General features: G+C 59.8%; 16 protein-coding genes. 9 read left to right on the top strand and 7 right to left on the bottom strand.

Features of this window, described 5'->3' with window-relative positions; genetic code table 11:
• The first annotated feature begins 82 nt into the window (after positions 1–82).
• Positions 83–1,300: a glycerophosphodiester phosphodiesterase family protein gene (locus E4662_RS13910; protein ID WP_136442203.1), complete on the top strand. Its 1,218-nt coding sequence runs from the start codon at positions 83–85 to the stop codon at positions 1,298–1,300.
• Between the two features lie 100 nt (positions 1,301–1,400).
• Here the strand turns inward: E4662_RS13910 and E4662_RS13905 are convergent, their stop codons facing one another.
• From E4662_RS13905 to E4662_RS13895, 3 genes are all read right to left on the bottom strand, one after another.
• Positions 1,401–1,784, bottom strand: coding sequence for a VOC family protein (locus E4662_RS13905; protein WP_136442202.1), 384 nt, complete (start codon positions 1,782–1,784; stop codon positions 1,401–1,403).
• A 1-nt stretch (position 1,785) separates the two neighbouring features.
• A complete protein-coding gene (locus tag E4662_RS13900) occupies positions 1,786–2,799 on the bottom strand; it encodes a zinc-binding alcohol dehydrogenase family protein (protein WP_136442201.1) in 1,014 nt (337 codons plus the stop codon).
• 71 nt (positions 2,800–2,870) lie between these two features.
• Positions 2,871–3,161 (bottom strand): putative quinol monooxygenase, encoded by a 291-nt coding sequence (locus E4662_RS13895; RefSeq protein WP_136442200.1) that lies wholly within the window; start codon positions 3,159–3,161, stop codon positions 2,871–2,873.
• A gap of 105 nt (positions 3,162–3,266) precedes the next feature.
• On the opposite strand from E4662_RS13895, the gene E4662_RS13890 reads away from it, so the two are divergent.
• Entirely contained in the window at positions 3,267–4,172 is a 906-nt protein-coding gene (locus E4662_RS13890; RefSeq protein ID WP_136442199.1) for a LysR family transcriptional regulator, read from the top strand.
• A 213-nt stretch (positions 4,173–4,385) separates the two neighbouring features.
• On the top strand, positions 4,386–4,877 hold the full coding sequence (locus tag E4662_RS13885) for a VOC family protein (RefSeq protein ID WP_168797979.1): 492 nt from the start codon (positions 4,386–4,388) through the stop codon (positions 4,875–4,877).
• 66 nt (positions 4,878–4,943) lie between these two features.
• Here E4662_RS13885 and E4662_RS13880 read toward each other — a convergent pair whose 3' ends face one another.
• Complete coding sequence (locus tag E4662_RS13880) at positions 4,944–5,387, bottom strand: hypothetical protein (RefSeq protein WP_136442197.1); 444 nt, start codon at positions 5,385–5,387, stop codon at positions 4,944–4,946.
• Between the two features lie 87 nt (positions 5,388–5,474).
• Between E4662_RS13880 and E4662_RS13875 the strand changes: the two genes are divergently transcribed.
• Positions 5,475–5,888 (top strand): MarR family winged helix-turn-helix transcriptional regulator, encoded by a 414-nt coding sequence (locus E4662_RS13875; protein ID WP_136442196.1) that lies wholly within the window; start codon positions 5,475–5,477, stop codon positions 5,886–5,888.
• 152 nt (positions 5,889–6,040) lie between these two features.
• Positions 6,041–7,030, top strand: coding sequence for a homocysteine S-methyltransferase family protein (locus E4662_RS13870; RefSeq protein ID WP_240705197.1), 990 nt, complete (start codon positions 6,041–6,043; stop codon positions 7,028–7,030).
• 188 nt (positions 7,031–7,218) lie between these two features.
• On the opposite strand, the gene E4662_RS13865 is transcribed toward E4662_RS13870, so the two are convergent.
• Both E4662_RS13865 and gcvA read right to left on the bottom strand, forming a co-directional pair.
• Positions 7,219–8,592 (bottom strand): aspartate aminotransferase family protein, encoded by a 1,374-nt coding sequence (locus tag E4662_RS13865; protein ID WP_136442194.1) that lies wholly within the window; start codon positions 8,590–8,592, stop codon positions 7,219–7,221.
• 540 nt (positions 8,593–9,132) lie between these two features.
• A complete protein-coding gene (gcvA, locus tag E4662_RS13860; RefSeq protein WP_136442193.1) occupies positions 9,133–10,038 on the bottom strand; it encodes a transcriptional regulator GcvA in 906 nt (301 codons plus the stop codon).
• Between the two features lie 141 nt (positions 10,039–10,179).
• On the opposite strand from gcvA, the gene E4662_RS13855 reads away from it, so the two are divergent.
• The 4 genes from E4662_RS13855 to E4662_RS13840 all read left to right on the top strand — a co-directional run bounded on the left by E4662_RS13855 (position 10,180) and on the right by E4662_RS13840 (position 13,097).
• Positions 10,180–10,821, top strand: coding sequence for a pyridoxamine 5'-phosphate oxidase family protein (locus E4662_RS13855; RefSeq protein ID WP_136442192.1), 642 nt, complete (start codon positions 10,180–10,182; stop codon positions 10,819–10,821).
• Between the two features lie 13 nt (positions 10,822–10,834).
• Positions 10,835–11,797, top strand: coding sequence for an alpha/beta fold hydrolase (locus E4662_RS13850; RefSeq protein ID WP_136442191.1), 963 nt, complete (start codon positions 10,835–10,837; stop codon positions 11,795–11,797).
• A gap of 117 nt (positions 11,798–11,914) precedes the next feature.
• Positions 11,915–12,889, top strand: coding sequence for a PhzF family phenazine biosynthesis protein (locus tag E4662_RS13845; RefSeq protein WP_206080297.1), 975 nt, complete (start codon positions 11,915–11,917; stop codon positions 12,887–12,889).
• A 7-nt stretch (positions 12,890–12,896) separates the two neighbouring features.
• Positions 12,897–13,097: a hypothetical protein gene (locus tag E4662_RS13840; protein ID WP_136442190.1), complete on the top strand. Its 201-nt coding sequence runs from the start codon at positions 12,897–12,899 to the stop codon at positions 13,095–13,097.
• A gap of 303 nt (positions 13,098–13,400) precedes the next feature.
• Here the strand turns inward: E4662_RS13840 and E4662_RS13835 are convergent, their stop codons facing one another.
• Positions 13,401–14,423, bottom strand: a complete 1,023-nt coding sequence (locus tag E4662_RS13835; RefSeq protein WP_240705196.1) for an oxidoreductase — start codon at positions 14,421–14,423, stop codon at positions 13,401–13,403.
• Positions 14,424–14,482 lie beyond the last annotated feature (59 nt).

The raw sequence follows: 14,482 nt of genomic DNA, 5'->3' as shown, positions 1-14,482 counted from the left end.
TCACAAAACCTTTCGATTGCCGTCACGCGCCAGTTACCCGGCCCTGCGATTTCGGCGCGCATAGTCAACCGAAGGAAACACAATGTTCCGCAGTCTCACCCTCGTGACCGCCGCTCTGCTCGCCTCTGCCCCTGCCTTTGCGCAATCTGTCGACCGGATCGATTACGGCCCCCGCCCGCTCTACCTGATCGACCGCATGGCCGACGGCCCGCTCAAGGACAAGCTGCAATCCTGCGCCGCTCAGGATGCCGCGCAATCGCTCTTTTCCATCGGCCACCGGGGCGCGCCGATGATGTTCCCCGAACACACCGTTGAATCCAACGTTGCCGCCGCGCGCATGGGTGCGGGCATTCTGGAATGTGACGTGACCTTCACCAAGGATCTGGAGCTGGTCTGCCGTCACGCCCAGAACGATCTGCACACCACCACCAACATCCTCGCCACCCCGCTGGCCGAGACCTGCGTGATGCCCTTCACCCCGGCAGAAGGCGAGGCCAAGGCCGCCGCCGAGTGCCGCACCTCCGAGATCACCCTGGCCGAGTATCGCACGCTCACTCCCAAGATGGACGCCGCCAACAAATCCGCCACCACGGCGGAAGGCTACATGGACGGCACCGCAGGCTGGCGCACCGATCTGTATGCGGCGGAGCCGACCACGCTCATGACCCATGCAGAATCCATCGCCCTGTTCCAATCGCTCGGCGCCAAGTTCACCCCCGAGCTCAAGAGCCCGTCGGTTGACATGCCCTTCAACGGCTTCACCCAGGAAGACTACGCCCAGAAACTCGTGGACGAGTACAAGGCCGCCGGCATCCCCGCCTCCGACGTCTGGCTGCAGTCCTTCAACCTTGATGACGTCCTCTACTGGATCAAGGCCGAGCCGGCGTTTGGCGCGCAGGCGGTCTACCTGATGGATGAGTACAACCTCGACGGCTACTCCCCCATGGACGCCACCACTTGGCCGAACACCATGGAAGAGCTCAAGGCCATGGGTGTGAACTACATCGCCCCGCCCACGTGGATGCTTGTCACGCTGGACGGCGACAAAATTGTCGCTTCCGAGCTGGCAAAACAGGCCAAGGCCGCCGATCTGAAGATCATCACATGGACCATCGAACGCTCCGGCCCGCTCTCGAACGGCGGCGGCTGGTACTACAAGTCCATCTCGGACATCACCAAGAGCGACGGCGTGATGTATGAGTACATCGACGCGCTGGCAATGGACGTAGGTGTCGAAGGGATCTTCTCCGACTGGCCCGCAACGGTGACCTACTACGCCAACTGCATGGGCCTGAAGTAAGCCGGGCCTGCTCAAAGACAGCAAAAACGCCCCTGCTCCAACCGGAGCGGGGGCGTCCTTGTTTCGGCGCAGATCGCTTTGCCTCTGTTCAGATGGCCACTCAGGCCTCGTCCTCTTCGAAGTCCACATGCACGTGGTTGCCGTCCGGATCACGCAAATGGTACTGCACAAGCGCCGCGGCTTTCAGATCAATGCGGTGCCTCGGCACCCCGAGACGGTCCAACGCCCTTTCAAATCCGGCCAGGTCCGTTGCCGCAAAGGCGAAATGCTCCAGCTTCAGCGTCGCTTCGGACCCGACTGCGTTCTGGTCCGCCATGCCAACCAGATGGATCACCGGGTGTTTGCCCGCGTAAAGCCACGCGCCGGGAAACGGGAAATCCGGGCGCGGGCCTTGTGTCAGCCCCAGAACCGATCCGTACCAGTCGATCATCACCTCCAGATTGCCGGTCTGGATGTTGACGTGGTCAAGCCGGACGACGGCCACCTCAGAACCCTTCCAGAACGATCTTCCCTTTCGCCTTGCCGCTTTCCAGCAGCGTATGCGCGCGGGTCAGGTTGGCCGCGTTGATCACGCCAAGGCTCTCGGTGACCGTGGATTTAATCTCGCCCGCATCCACCATCTCCGCAACCTTGTTCAGGATGACGCCCTGACGGGAAATATCCGCCGTGCCGAACAGCGAGCGCGTGAACATCAGCTCCCAGTGCAGCGAGACCGATTTGCGCTTGAGCGGCAGGATGTCAAAGGACTCCGGATCGTCGATCAGACCAAACCGGCCCTGCGGTGCAATGAACTCCGCAAGCTGCCCCACGTAACGGTCAGAGTAGTTGGTCGAGAAGACATAGCTCGGCGCGGATGTCTCCAGCGCGGCGATCTGCGGCGCAAGCTCGGCGCTGTGGTCCACCACGTGATGCGCCCCAAGCGCCTTCACCCAATCCTGCGTTTCGCTGCGCGAGGCGGTGGCGATGATCGTCAGACCGGTCATGGCGCGCAGCAGCTGGATCGCGATGGACCCCACGCCACCTGCCCCGCCGATGATCATCACCGCCGCGTCGCCACCGGGCACCGGGCGTTCGACCTCCAGCCGATCAAACAGCATCTCATAGGCGGTCAGCGCGGTCAGCGGCAGCGCAGCCGCCGCAGCGGCCGAAATGGATTTCGGCGCGTGGCCGACAATCCGCTCATCGACGCAGTGGTATTCGGCGTTGGTGCCGGTCCGGTTGATCGCCCCGGCGTACCAGACCCGATCACCCGGTTTGAAATCCTGAACCTCCGCGCCGACCTCGACGACCTCGCCCACCGCATCCCAACCCAGGATACCGAACGCCCCGGCTTCGGGCTGCGCGCGCTGACGCACCTTGGTGTCCACCGGATTGACCGAAACCGCCTCGACGCGGACCAGAATGTCCCGGCCTTCTGCGACGGGCTTGTCAATCTCGACATCGCTCAGCGCGCCCGCGCCATCAATGGGACCGATGTTCTTGTAACCAACTGCTTTCATGGGATTAAGCCTTCTCAAGGTAGGGGCAAATGTAAGATCGGCGGGCCGGGATCCCCCGCGCGCCGGATGGTTCAGGCGATTAGCGTCATCTCGTTCAGCGTGAACGCGGCAACGGCGCCTTCTGTGGCTTCCATATAGGCCGCCAGATGCGGCGCGTTCATGTGGGCCTGCCACAGCGCGCGGCTCTCCCAGATCTCATAGAACATGAAATGCGCCGGATTGTCGTTGTCCCGGTGCAGATCATAGGCGATGCAGCCTTCTTCGGCGCGGGTGATCTCGATCAGCTTTTCCAGCTCCGCCTGCACCAGATCAATCTTGTCGGCGTTCGCCATGATGGTCGCGACGATGGTCAGTGTCGACATGGGCAGGGTCCTTTGGATGTCCTTGGCGGTTTCAAAACGCTTAAAGGATTGCTTTTTCCGGTTAAATACCGTCTCGTCGGAATGATAATCCGGGGGAGCCGCACAATGCTGATCGACAATATCCGCCTCTTTGCCACCATAGCCGAAAAAGGCAGCCTCGTCGCCGCCGCGCGCGAACTGGGACTGTCCACTACAACCGTATCCGAACGGCTCGCCGCTCTGGAAGCGCATTACGGCGTGGTGCTGATGAACCGCACAACCCGCTCGCTGAGTCTGACCGATGAAGGGCGCGCGCTGCTCGAAGGGGCCAAATCGCTGCTCGCCGAGGTCGCCGAGCTCGATTCCCGCATCCGTTTCGGCGCGCAAAAGCTGGCCGGTCCGATCCGCATCAGCTCTCCGGTGGATCTGGGGCGCGCCTTCGCCTCCCGCGTGATCGACGCCTTCACCGCCGCGCATCCCGACATTCAGGTCGAACTGAGCCTGTCCGATGGCTATGTCGACATCGTCCGGCAAGGCTTCGACATCGCGCTGCGGTTCGGCGAAATTGCCGACAGCACCCTGCGCACCCGCAAACTTGGCGCCTTTCCCCGCATTGTCTGCGCCGCCCCGTCTTATCTCGACGCCCACGGCACGCCGCAATCGCCGGATGCGCTCTCCGGCCACAACTGCCTGATCATGCGCTTTGGCGAAACGCTCGACAACCTGTGGCGCTTTGGCAAGGGCAAGGCACAGCAGGTGGTTTCAGTGCGCGGCAACAAAGTGGTCAACGACGGCTCGCTGATCCGGCAATGGGCGCTGAACGGCGAAGGCATCATTCTCAAATCGGAACTGGACGTGCGCGCAGACCTGAACGCGGGCCGGTTGATCGAGCTTCTCAAGACCTACCAGGCCCCCGCCGTTCCCTTGCAGATGATGTTCCCCCCGGCGCGTGCGCAGCCCCGCCGGGTCAAGGCCCTCGCCGATGCCTTTGCCAAGGCCGCCGCCAGCCCCGGCCCTGCCGACCCGGCCTGATCGCCCCCCGCGCAGCGCCTGTCTTGCAGGCAAACGCAGATCGCTTTCACATCCGCAGCGCACATTTGTCATTCTGACGCAAACATGCGGCGCGCGGCTTCATACAGTCCAAAATATAGGCAAACTGCGCAAGAGCGCCCGAACCGGCACTCCGATATGCTTTGCATATTGCGTCACCCACGGGCTGCGCCCCGCCATAAAAAGGACCGTCTCATGCAAGTGACCAGCCTGTTTCACATCTCATTCAAGACCCAGAAGCCCAAGGCGTCCGTGCGGTTCTACAAGGAAGTTCTGGGCATGGAGGAAGCGCCGCGCCCGCCGTTTGACTTCCCGGGATTCTGGCTGAAACTGAACACCTCCCAGGGCGAGGTCCCGCTGCACCTGTATACCGATGACGTGGCCCTGAACGACGACGGGTCGATCCCCGAAGGCACCGGCGTCATCGACCACCTCGCTTTCTCGGCGCATGGCTTTCAGGAAACCCGCGACCGCTGCGCCCGCCTCGGTGTCGAATACCGCGAACGCAGCGTCCCGTCGCTCTCACTGGTCCAGCTTTTCCTCTATGATCCCAACGGCATCCAGATCGAACTGAACTTCAACGCAAACAGCGAAGAGCCCTTGCCGGAAATCAACCCCGCCAACACCCCCGGCGTCGGCAGCACCTGGTTCACACCCCAGATGGTCGCACAATGGGGGCAAGACTAGGCCGCTCAGGTTACTCAAGGCACAGCGGCAGGCCTGCCTCAACAGGCCACCGCGCAATGCGATCGCTCAAAGCCGCCCGCGCCCATTGGCAAACCACACCCAGAAACTCAAACCGATGGCAGAGGCCGAAATGAAGGTCATCACAGTGCCGGGGACAAAGTTCACGTATCCGGGGAAATCCACGAACAGCAGATAGCCGACATCCGCCAACCCGCCAACCATGCCGGTCACCCAGATCGCCGTGGTGTTCGCGCGCCAGATCAGGATACCGCCAAGGATCGTTGCGATGCCGAACCAGCCAAGGTTCCACCCGTGCTGGTTCAGGACGCCTCCGACGGCCGCGTGGTATTCCGCTTCAAGCGCCGCCGGTTCGACCGCATCGGCAATCGCCTGAAACCCGCCTGTCGCGTCACTGAACAGCACCATCACACCGGCCAGCGTGTGCACCAATCCCCAGATGATCCACAGCACCGCCGCACCTTTCAGCGCCCTTCCCTGCATATCGGTCATTTTTCTGATCCCTTCCATTGCCGCACCCGTCGCGGCCGGTTAAGTTGATATTGTCCACTAAAACGGAAAGTAGACTTAGTCAACAAAATGTCCGATATCAACCTCGCCCTCCTCATCGACCGTCTCATGCGGTCCATTCAGTTTGGACTGCAGGCGCGCGCGCCGGATTTCGACCGTGAGGCGGTTGGCCCCGGCGGCGGCATTGTCCTGATGACCCTGGCCGACACCGGCCAGATCAGCCTGCACGACCTCACCAAACGCGTGGCCCGCGACAAATCCCAGATGACGCGCATGATCCGCTCCCTGGAGACCAAGGGGCTGGTCACGCGCGAGCCCTCAGCAGAAGATGGCCGCGTGAGCCTCGTCGCGCTGACCCCGAAGGGTGAGCAGATCGTCGGGGAGTTGATGCAGACCGTGGCCGAGGTGATCAATGACATCCTCGAGCCAATCTCGGAGACCGAAAGAGCGACCCTGAGGGATCTGTTGGCCCGCGTCGTGTAAGGCGTTTCGGATTTTCCCTGTAGAAACCTTCGGCACGAACAGCCCGAAGCAGACATTCGTTCTGATGCGAGTGGAGGTCCTTAGAGCGGGACAAAGTGAGAATTCGCTGCGGCTGCGCCAATGGCCGCTTCTTACGTGTGGATCAGTGACACATGAAGCGCCGGTTGTTATGGTCCTTGGACATTTTACGCGACTGGTCCCTGACGATGACAATCTACCGAGACACTTTTCCTCCCAGCAATGCCGATCTTTTTTTGACCTACGTCGGGATGGAAACCGACCTAATATTCAATCAGGGCGTCGATTTGCCCGGCTTTGCTTCATACCCGCTTTTGAAAACCCCGGAGGGTCGAAAGCTTATCGAGGGATATCTGAAAGACCTGATCGCTTTGGGCAAGGAAACGCATTCTGGTGTTATCCTTGAAAGCCCGACATGGGTGGCCAACCGCGACCGCGGAGCTGCAATTGGGTACGACTTCGGCGAACTTAAGCAGCTTAATCAAGACGCTATCGCCATGATGGCGGCAGTTCGTTCAGCAAGCGACCATGCTCCGACAATCATCAGTGCGAATATCGGACCACGCGACGATGCATACGCGCCAGATGCGCAAATGAGCGCGGATGAGGCGGAACTCTATCATTCGGAGCAAGTATCTGTACTGGCAGACACAGATGTGGATGTGATCAGCGGATACACTTTGGCGTACCCATCTGAGGCGATTGGTATCGTCAGGACGGCCCGCGAGTTTGCGCTTCCGGTGGTCATTTCTTTCACTGTGGAAACAGACGGGCGGTTGCCAACCGGCGCTTCGCTTGAAGATGCAATATCAGAGGTCGATAGTGCGACTGATAGCTATGCAGCCTACTACATGATCAACTGCGCACATCCCGAGCATTTCTCGGGTGTCCTCGAAGACGCACCGTGGATGCAGCGCGTACGAGGTATCATTGCCAATGCGTCACGCTGCAGCCATGCAGAACTGGACAACGCCGAAGAACTGGACGACGGCAATCCGGCCGAGTTGGGTGGGCAGTTGTCTGATATCAGGCGGCGCTTTCCTCAAATTCAGGTTTTGGGAGGGTGTTGCGGCACCGACATGCGCCACATGAAGCAGATCGTGAGTGCCGCCCGGACACCTTAAGCCGACATTCGCCACATCGCAGAAACTTGGTATGTTGGGCTCACAGCCGACCTTAGCCGCGCTGTGGTCTTAGGTCTGTTGCCAGCCCGAAGCGGACTTTCGTTCAGGTGTATGCGCAAGTCCTGGGTGCGGGAATAAACCGGACATTCGAAATTGCGGGATGAATGTCCGGTTCGCGGAGGCGGCTGTTAACCAAAGACTGCCTCAACCGCGTTGACCGTCGCCGCGACAACTTCGTCGGCGTCGGCGTTGGTCAAACAAAACGGCGGCGCAAAGCCCAAGATATCTCCCTGAGGCATTGCGCGGGCAATGACTTTGCTTTGCTCCAGCATCTTCGCCGAAAGCTGCGGCCCGATCTTGTCAGCAGGACCAAAGAACAGGCTGCTGTCCTTGTCCTTCACAAATTCAACCGCACAAAGTAGTCCGTCTCCCCGCACCTCGCCTACATGCGGGTGATCCGACAGGGCGTCACGCATCGCTTGGTTCAGATAGGCGCCAACCTTGCCCGCGTTTTCCACCAAACCAAGTTCATCGATCAGCTTGAGGTTTGCCACGCCTGCCGCCGCCCCAATTGGGTGGGCCGAATAGGTCCAGCCGTGACCAATGGGGCCGTTTTCATCGGTGCCTTGCTCCAGCACTTTCCAGACTTTGTCGCCAATGATGGAGCCGGACAGCGGCGCATAAGCCGAGGTCAGCCCCTTGGCGATGGTGATGATATCTGGCGTGATACCATAGTGATCGGACCCGAACATGGTGCCGAGACGGCCAAAGCCGGTGACAACTTCATCCGCTATCAACAGGATGTCATGCTTGCGCAGGACGGCCTGAATTGCCTCCCAATAGCCCGCAGGCGGTGGAACGATACCGCCAGTGCCAAGGATCGGCTCACCGATGAACGCCGCAATGGTATCTGCGCCTTCACGCGCGATCAGGGCTTCCAGTTCCGCCACGCAATGGGCAACGAATTGCTCTTCGGTCTGGTCGCGGTCTTTGCGGCGGAAAAAATACGGTGCTTCGGTGTGGATCACCTGCTCAACCGGCAAGTCAAATTTCCTGTGGAACAGCTCCAACCCCGTAAGCGACCCCGTCACCAGTCCCGATCCATGATAGCCGCGCCACCGCGAAATGATCTTCTTTTTCTGAGGTCGGCCAAGGATATTGTTGTAATACCAGACCAGCTTGACGTTGGTTTCGTTGGCGTCAGAACCACCGAGCCCGAAATAGACCTTGGACATACCCTTGGGCGCACGATCAAGGATCATCTTTGCCAGAGTGATTGACGCCTCAGTGCCGTGGCCAACATAGGAATGGTAATAGGCCAGCTCATGCGCCTGTTGGGCAATCGCTTCCGCTATCTCGCTGCGTCCATAGCCGACATTCACACAATAAAGCCCCGCAAAAGCATCCAGCAATCGCTGGCCGTCCCGGTCCTCGATGTGAACGCCCGACCCGGTCTTGATCACGCGGTTTGGGCTTTCGCCCCGTGCGTGTTGTGCAAGGTGGGTGGACGGATGAAAAAAGGATTCACGGTCCCATTGGTCGAGTTGATCGTTTCTCAGCATTTGCACCCTTTCGGACAAGACGGCGCGCCGCCCGTTTCAAAAATCTGGAGCTTGTGGTTCGCGCGGCTGGCCGGAACACAAACGGAAAGCTCCGTTCATCTCAACAGCAGCGCGCATTGCCTTTATTGCTGAGTACGATACGCATAGCAGAGTTTTTTGAAGCTACCAAGAGCAGTCATTCGAGCAGCCTGCAGCATCCGGTAGGTATTGGCTCGCCCCCGACCGTCGCCGCATGTGTCCCCAAGGTGAACAGCCCGACCACAGCAGACATGGCAATTTTGAACGTGGGCGGATTGCGGCCGTTCGTTGCGGTTGCGTGCCAACTGATGCAGAACGGTTTGAGCAGGCATTCAAAACTCGTCAAACTCTTTGGTTCCCCTGCACCGCCGCAAGGTCACTTTGAGCCCACATCGTGGCCCAATGACAAACGAAGAGTATCCTGCAGGAGGCAGAGTACTGTCATTGGCTGCGGGGGTAGCTTGTGTTTTAGCGCGTCTCAGCGGCGGGTAATACAAGACCTGCCGGACCTCGAACGGACCTTCAAGAACCTCGTAGCTCTCGCAACATCCAGTTACGAAGTGCCACAATATTCGGTCGACGGGAATGTGCCTCGGGGTAGACAAGGTAAAAGGTTGAACCGAGGGGAATTGCCAGATCGAACAGCTCGACCACGCGTCCGGCTTGCACGTCTTTGGCGGAAAGAAATCTCCACCCAAGCACCACACCAGCGCCATCAATCGCCGCCTGAAGCCCATGGTCTGGCAGGCTGAAATGCATTCCGTGTGACGCGTCAACGCCGCTTGTGCCGCTTGCATCCAGCCAAGTCTGCCATGTTGGCGCGCTCGGGTCGAAGTCCATCGAGTGATTGTGCAGAAGAACATGTTTTCTGAGATCAGACGGAGTCCGAATTGCGTTTGGACCTTCCAAGAGCCCGGGGCTGCACATGGGAATGACGGACTCGTCGAAAAGTTTGATGGCTTCGATGCCGGGCCATTGGCCGTGGCCAAGCCGAATGGCGGCGTCAAAATCGTCCCGCTGAAAATCCACCAGACCCAAGCTCGTAGAAATACGGACGTCGATGGCCGGGTGTTGCGCGTAGAATTTCTGTAGCCGCGGGATCAACCACATCGCAGCGAATGTGGGGGCGACGGTCAAGGCCAGTGAGCCGCCTTTGTCTGCCTCCATCACGTGCTCCATCGCACGGTCAAGGTTTGCGAACACCCCGTGCAGTTCCTTGGCCAGGAGCTGTCCCGCTTCGACAAGGACAAGCCCGCGCGTCCTACGGCGAAAAAGCGGGACGCCGAGAAAGTCCTCGAGCTTCTTGATCTGATGGCTGATCGCGGCCGGGGTAACGGACAGCTCTTCGGCCGCAGCAACAAAGCTGAGGTGGCGTGCCGCCGCTTCAAAGGCACGCAACGCGTTCAGGGGATAATTTTTGCGGTTCATCTCTATGACTTATTTTTTCTAACCCTGCGATAGACATCGTCGTTTGTCAATTCGCGGTTCAAAGCGCAAATTCGCAATCAGAAACAGCCCGACCGGGCCTTCCGCTTAAAAAAACTAATGAGTATCCGAAAGGAAAACGCCATGGCACGCGCCTTTGCGACCATCGCCTTTACGCCTGCAGTGCGGTCACAGCAATCCCGGATGGGTTCTGCTGATGGCTACACCAGGTTCCTGTCTGGCGACGAGACCTCCCCCGATGAACTGGGGGCCCAAGAGGTCGACTTCATCACCGCGCGTGACGGGTTCTATCAGGCGACGGTGTCACAGACCGGATGGCCCTATGTGCAGTTTCGAGGAGGTCCGACCGGCTTCCTGAAGGTGTTGTCATCCAGAACGCTCGGGTATGCGGATTTTCGCGGTAACCGGCAATACATCAGCACAGGGAACCTGTCCGGCAACGATCGCCTGTCGATGATCCTTGTAGACTACCCCAATCGCCGCCGCCTGAAGCTGTGGGGGCGCGCCCGCATGGTCGAAGGTCCTGACAATCCTGAAATTCTGGATCAACTCCTCGACCCGTCTTATCGGGCCCGCCCCGAGCGCGCGGTGCTCATCACCGTCGAGGCGTTCGACTGGAATTGCCCCAGCCATATTCCACGACGCCTCACCATTGATGAGACGCACCACGAGATTGCGGCCCTGCGCCGCGAAAACGAGGCCCTGAGGGCCGAAAACACTGCCATGCGCGCCGCTACGGTGTCTGGCATCCCACCCAAATCCTGAAAGGACCAAAACCATGAAACATCATTTGCGCATTCCCGTTCTCGCAGCACTGCTGGCCGGCGCCACGCTGCTGCCAGCGATCCTGCCAAACAGCGCTGTGGCTGCTGAAAGCCCTTTTGCCGTGAACATGAAAACGATGGAGATCGAAGGCCGGACCATCGCCTATCGCGAGGCGGGCGATCCGTCGAATCCCACTGTCCTGCTGCTCCACGGGTTCCCCACCTCTTCGCACATGTTCCGCGAGCTGATCCCGGTCCTGGCCGAAGACTACCACGTGATTGCCCCGGACTATCTCGGCTTTGGCGCGTCGGACATGCCGCCTGCTGACAGCTATGACTACAGCTTTGCCAACGCGGCAAACTCCATCACGCGTTTGATCGATGCCAAGGGTGTGGACACCTACTCCGTCTATCTGATGGATTACGGGGCACCGATCGGCTACCGCATGTTCGCCGAGCACCCCGAGCGCGTCACCGGTTTCGTCATTCAGAACGGCAACGCCTACGATGAAGGCCTGCGCGAGTTTTGGGACCCGATCAAGGCTTATTGGGCCGACCCCAGCGCGGAAAATGGTGATGCCTTGCGTGGCTTCCTGACGCTCGACGCCACCAAATGGCAATTCACCCACGGTGTTGGCGATGTCTCGACGGTGAACCCCGACAATTTCTGGCACGTCCAGTACCTGCTGGACCGGCCGGGGAACCAAGAGGTGCAACTGAAGATGTTCCTGGATTACGGCACCAACGTCACCGAATACCCCAAGTGGCAGGCCCTGTTCCGCGAACACCAGCCTCCGGCGCTGATTGTCTGGGGAAAGAATGATCACATTTTCCCGGCCGAAGGCGCACATCCCTACAAAGCCGATCTCAACGATGTGGAATTCCATCTGCTTGAGACCGGGCACTTCGCGCTCGAGGAATATGGCGATTTCATCGCTGCCGAGATGCAGGACTTTCTGGCCCGGATAAACAAGTGACCAAACTCAGCTCCGGCGGAACACTCCGCCGGGGCCAATTGGAACCGTTCAGCCGCGCCTCCAAGGGTCTTGGCTGTCGGTTCCCGGATTGCAACGGTCGAAGAAAGGTTCAAACCCATGAAAGATACAGGAACCCCGAACATGCTGCGTGTCGCGGCCTTCTCAGATGGCACCCAAGGCGGCAACCCCGCGGGCGTCATGGTTGGTGAAACGCTTCCGCCCGAGGCCGAGATGCAGCGCCTCGCAAGAGAGATCGGATACTCGGAAACCGTCTTTGCCGCGCCCCAAGCCGGCGGGTGGCGCGTGCGGTTTTTCTCGCCCGAGGAAGAGGTGGCGTTCTGCGGGCATGCCACAATTGCACTGGGCAATGCGCTCACCGCGCGCGACGGGCCGGGGCTGTACCAGCTTGACCTGAACTCGGGGCGCATCAGTGTTGAAGCCAAAGAGGACGGCAGTGCAACGCTGACATCTCCGCCCACCCACAGCGCTGCCGCTGACCCAGAGTTGTTGAAGGCTGCGCTTGCGCTCTTTGGTCTTGACGCCGCTGACCTGGACGGTGCTTTGCCACCAGCCCTTGCCAATGCCGGGAACAATCACCTGATCCTCGCGCTTCGCGACAGGCTGACACTCGCGGGGATGTCGTATGACTTGGCCAAAGGTGCCGAGCTGATGCGGGAGTATGACCTGACGACGATCAGCCTCTTGTGGGCGGAAACCCCGCGCCTTTTTCACAGCCGGAATGCCTTCGCGATCGGGGGCGTGGCCGAGGATCCCGCGACCGGGGCTGCCGCGGCCGCGCTGTCCGGATACCTGCGCGACATTGAATGGCCCCATGAAGGGGCAATCAGCATCGTGCAGGGAGAGGACATGGGTGCAAGGTCGCTCCTGAAGGCCGAATTCAGCAGTATTCCCGGAGAGGGAATCCGCGTCTCGGGAACGACCCGGATCATTGAAGCGGATGCGACAGCTGCCCAAGGAGACAACATCACGCCCGTTACCGTTTTTTGCGCCGATCAAACTTGCCGAGGGCAAAACGGAGGCCGATCTGCTTGCTGCTTCGGCAGTTTTCCAAAGGGACTTTGTCGCACATGAAGAGGGCGTGCTGCGCCGCGAACTTGTTCGCAAACCCGACGGGACGTATCTCGATATCGTGCAGTTCCGAAGCCACGACGACTATCTGGACGTGGTCAAAAAAGAGATGGAGTCGCCCGTTTGCGCGATGTTCTTTTCCGTGATGGACCTAAGCGATTTCGACCCCGAAGCCGAGATGGATGTCCATATCTCGCTTGAAACACACTGAACGAGGGTTTGCGGCTCTCCTTTGCGCCGCAAACCGCTCAGACAAAGACTTTCTTTCTGCGACAGAAAATGTTGACCCCGTCCGCTCCGCTGCCCCCGGGCGACCAGACGGTTTCGCACATTGAGTTAATGGCCGGTTCGAGAAAGCTGCGCGGCGACGTGACCCGACATCATGAAGGCCCGGAATGGGCCCTTCGCCAACCTTTGCAAAGTCCGGGTGATCGGGCCGAACTACGGTCCAACCGGCGCGGACCCACCAGCCTGTTGCAGCGTGGCGAATGCCGACATTGGCAGTAAACCGTCTTTAGCCGAACCGAATCCGCCAATCGACACAACGCTCGGAATCGCGTCTTTCGTAGGCCTCCAATGCGTCTGCCGGGCTCTGGTCGAACTGGTCTTCGCTGTCTTCACCCAGAGCGGTCAGCCGCATCGAATACCACGCGGTGACACCTCCCCGCGGCGGACTGTCGAAATTCGGAAACTCTGGATCGCCACCTTTCTCGCTCAACCAGGTATTCGCCAGAGCTGGTTCGAGCGCCATTGCACGCGCAAGGCTGATCGCGTCAGCAGATCCGTCACGCAAAGCCTGCGCAGCCTGCTCTCGGGTCTCAAATCCACCGGTCAAAGCGATTGGAATGTTCGTCAGCGTCTTGGCCTGTTTGGCAAAGTCGATAAAATAGGGACCCGACGAAGAGGTGCCGTCGGAACTCGATGCGGCGCCGGGGAAATACGTGCCACCGCTGACATCGATCAAGTCCACTGACGTTTTATCGATGAGCCGCACGACGTCCAATGCATCTTCCGTGGTAAGGCCGCCTTCGAGTTTGTCGGTTGAGTTGATCTTGATGCCAATCGGATACGCCGGTCCGACCGCCTGCCGAACTGCCTCGATGACTTCGCAAATGATCCGGAACCGGTTCTCGACTGACCCGCCATATGCATCGGTCCGGTGGTTGAAGAGCGGCGACAAGAACTGGCTGAACAGAAACCCGTGACCGGCGTGGATCAGAACACCCCCAAACCCAACGTCTTTCGCGAGAGCTGCCGCTTGCGCATAGGCTTGGGGCAGCGCATGGATTTCATCCAATGTCATGCCGCCGCAGTGCAATCCTTCAATGTCCAACGGAGACGGCCCTTTAGGGGTGCTGATTGGCCCATGTGCCAGCGCACCGGCGTGACCAAGCTGTGGCCAGATTTGCGCGCCGTTCACCGACCCGCCCTTGGCCAGCTTCTGCATGGCGGATAAATCCGCGTCTGGGACCAAGACCAGGTTGCCGGGCTTCTCAGGATAGTGCGGGGTTACCTGCACCTCTCCGATCAACGACAACGCAGCCCCCCCTCTGCCCATCTTTCGTAGAGCCGTATCTGCGCTTCGGTAGGGTTTCC

It is taken from the genome of Pacificoceanicola onchidii, from assembly GCF_004804335.1.
Taxonomy (GTDB): Bacteria; Pseudomonadota; Alphaproteobacteria; order Rhodobacterales; family Rhodobacteraceae; genus Pacificoceanicola; species Pacificoceanicola onchidii.
This window is presented reverse-complemented; position numbering and strand designations above follow the sequence as displayed.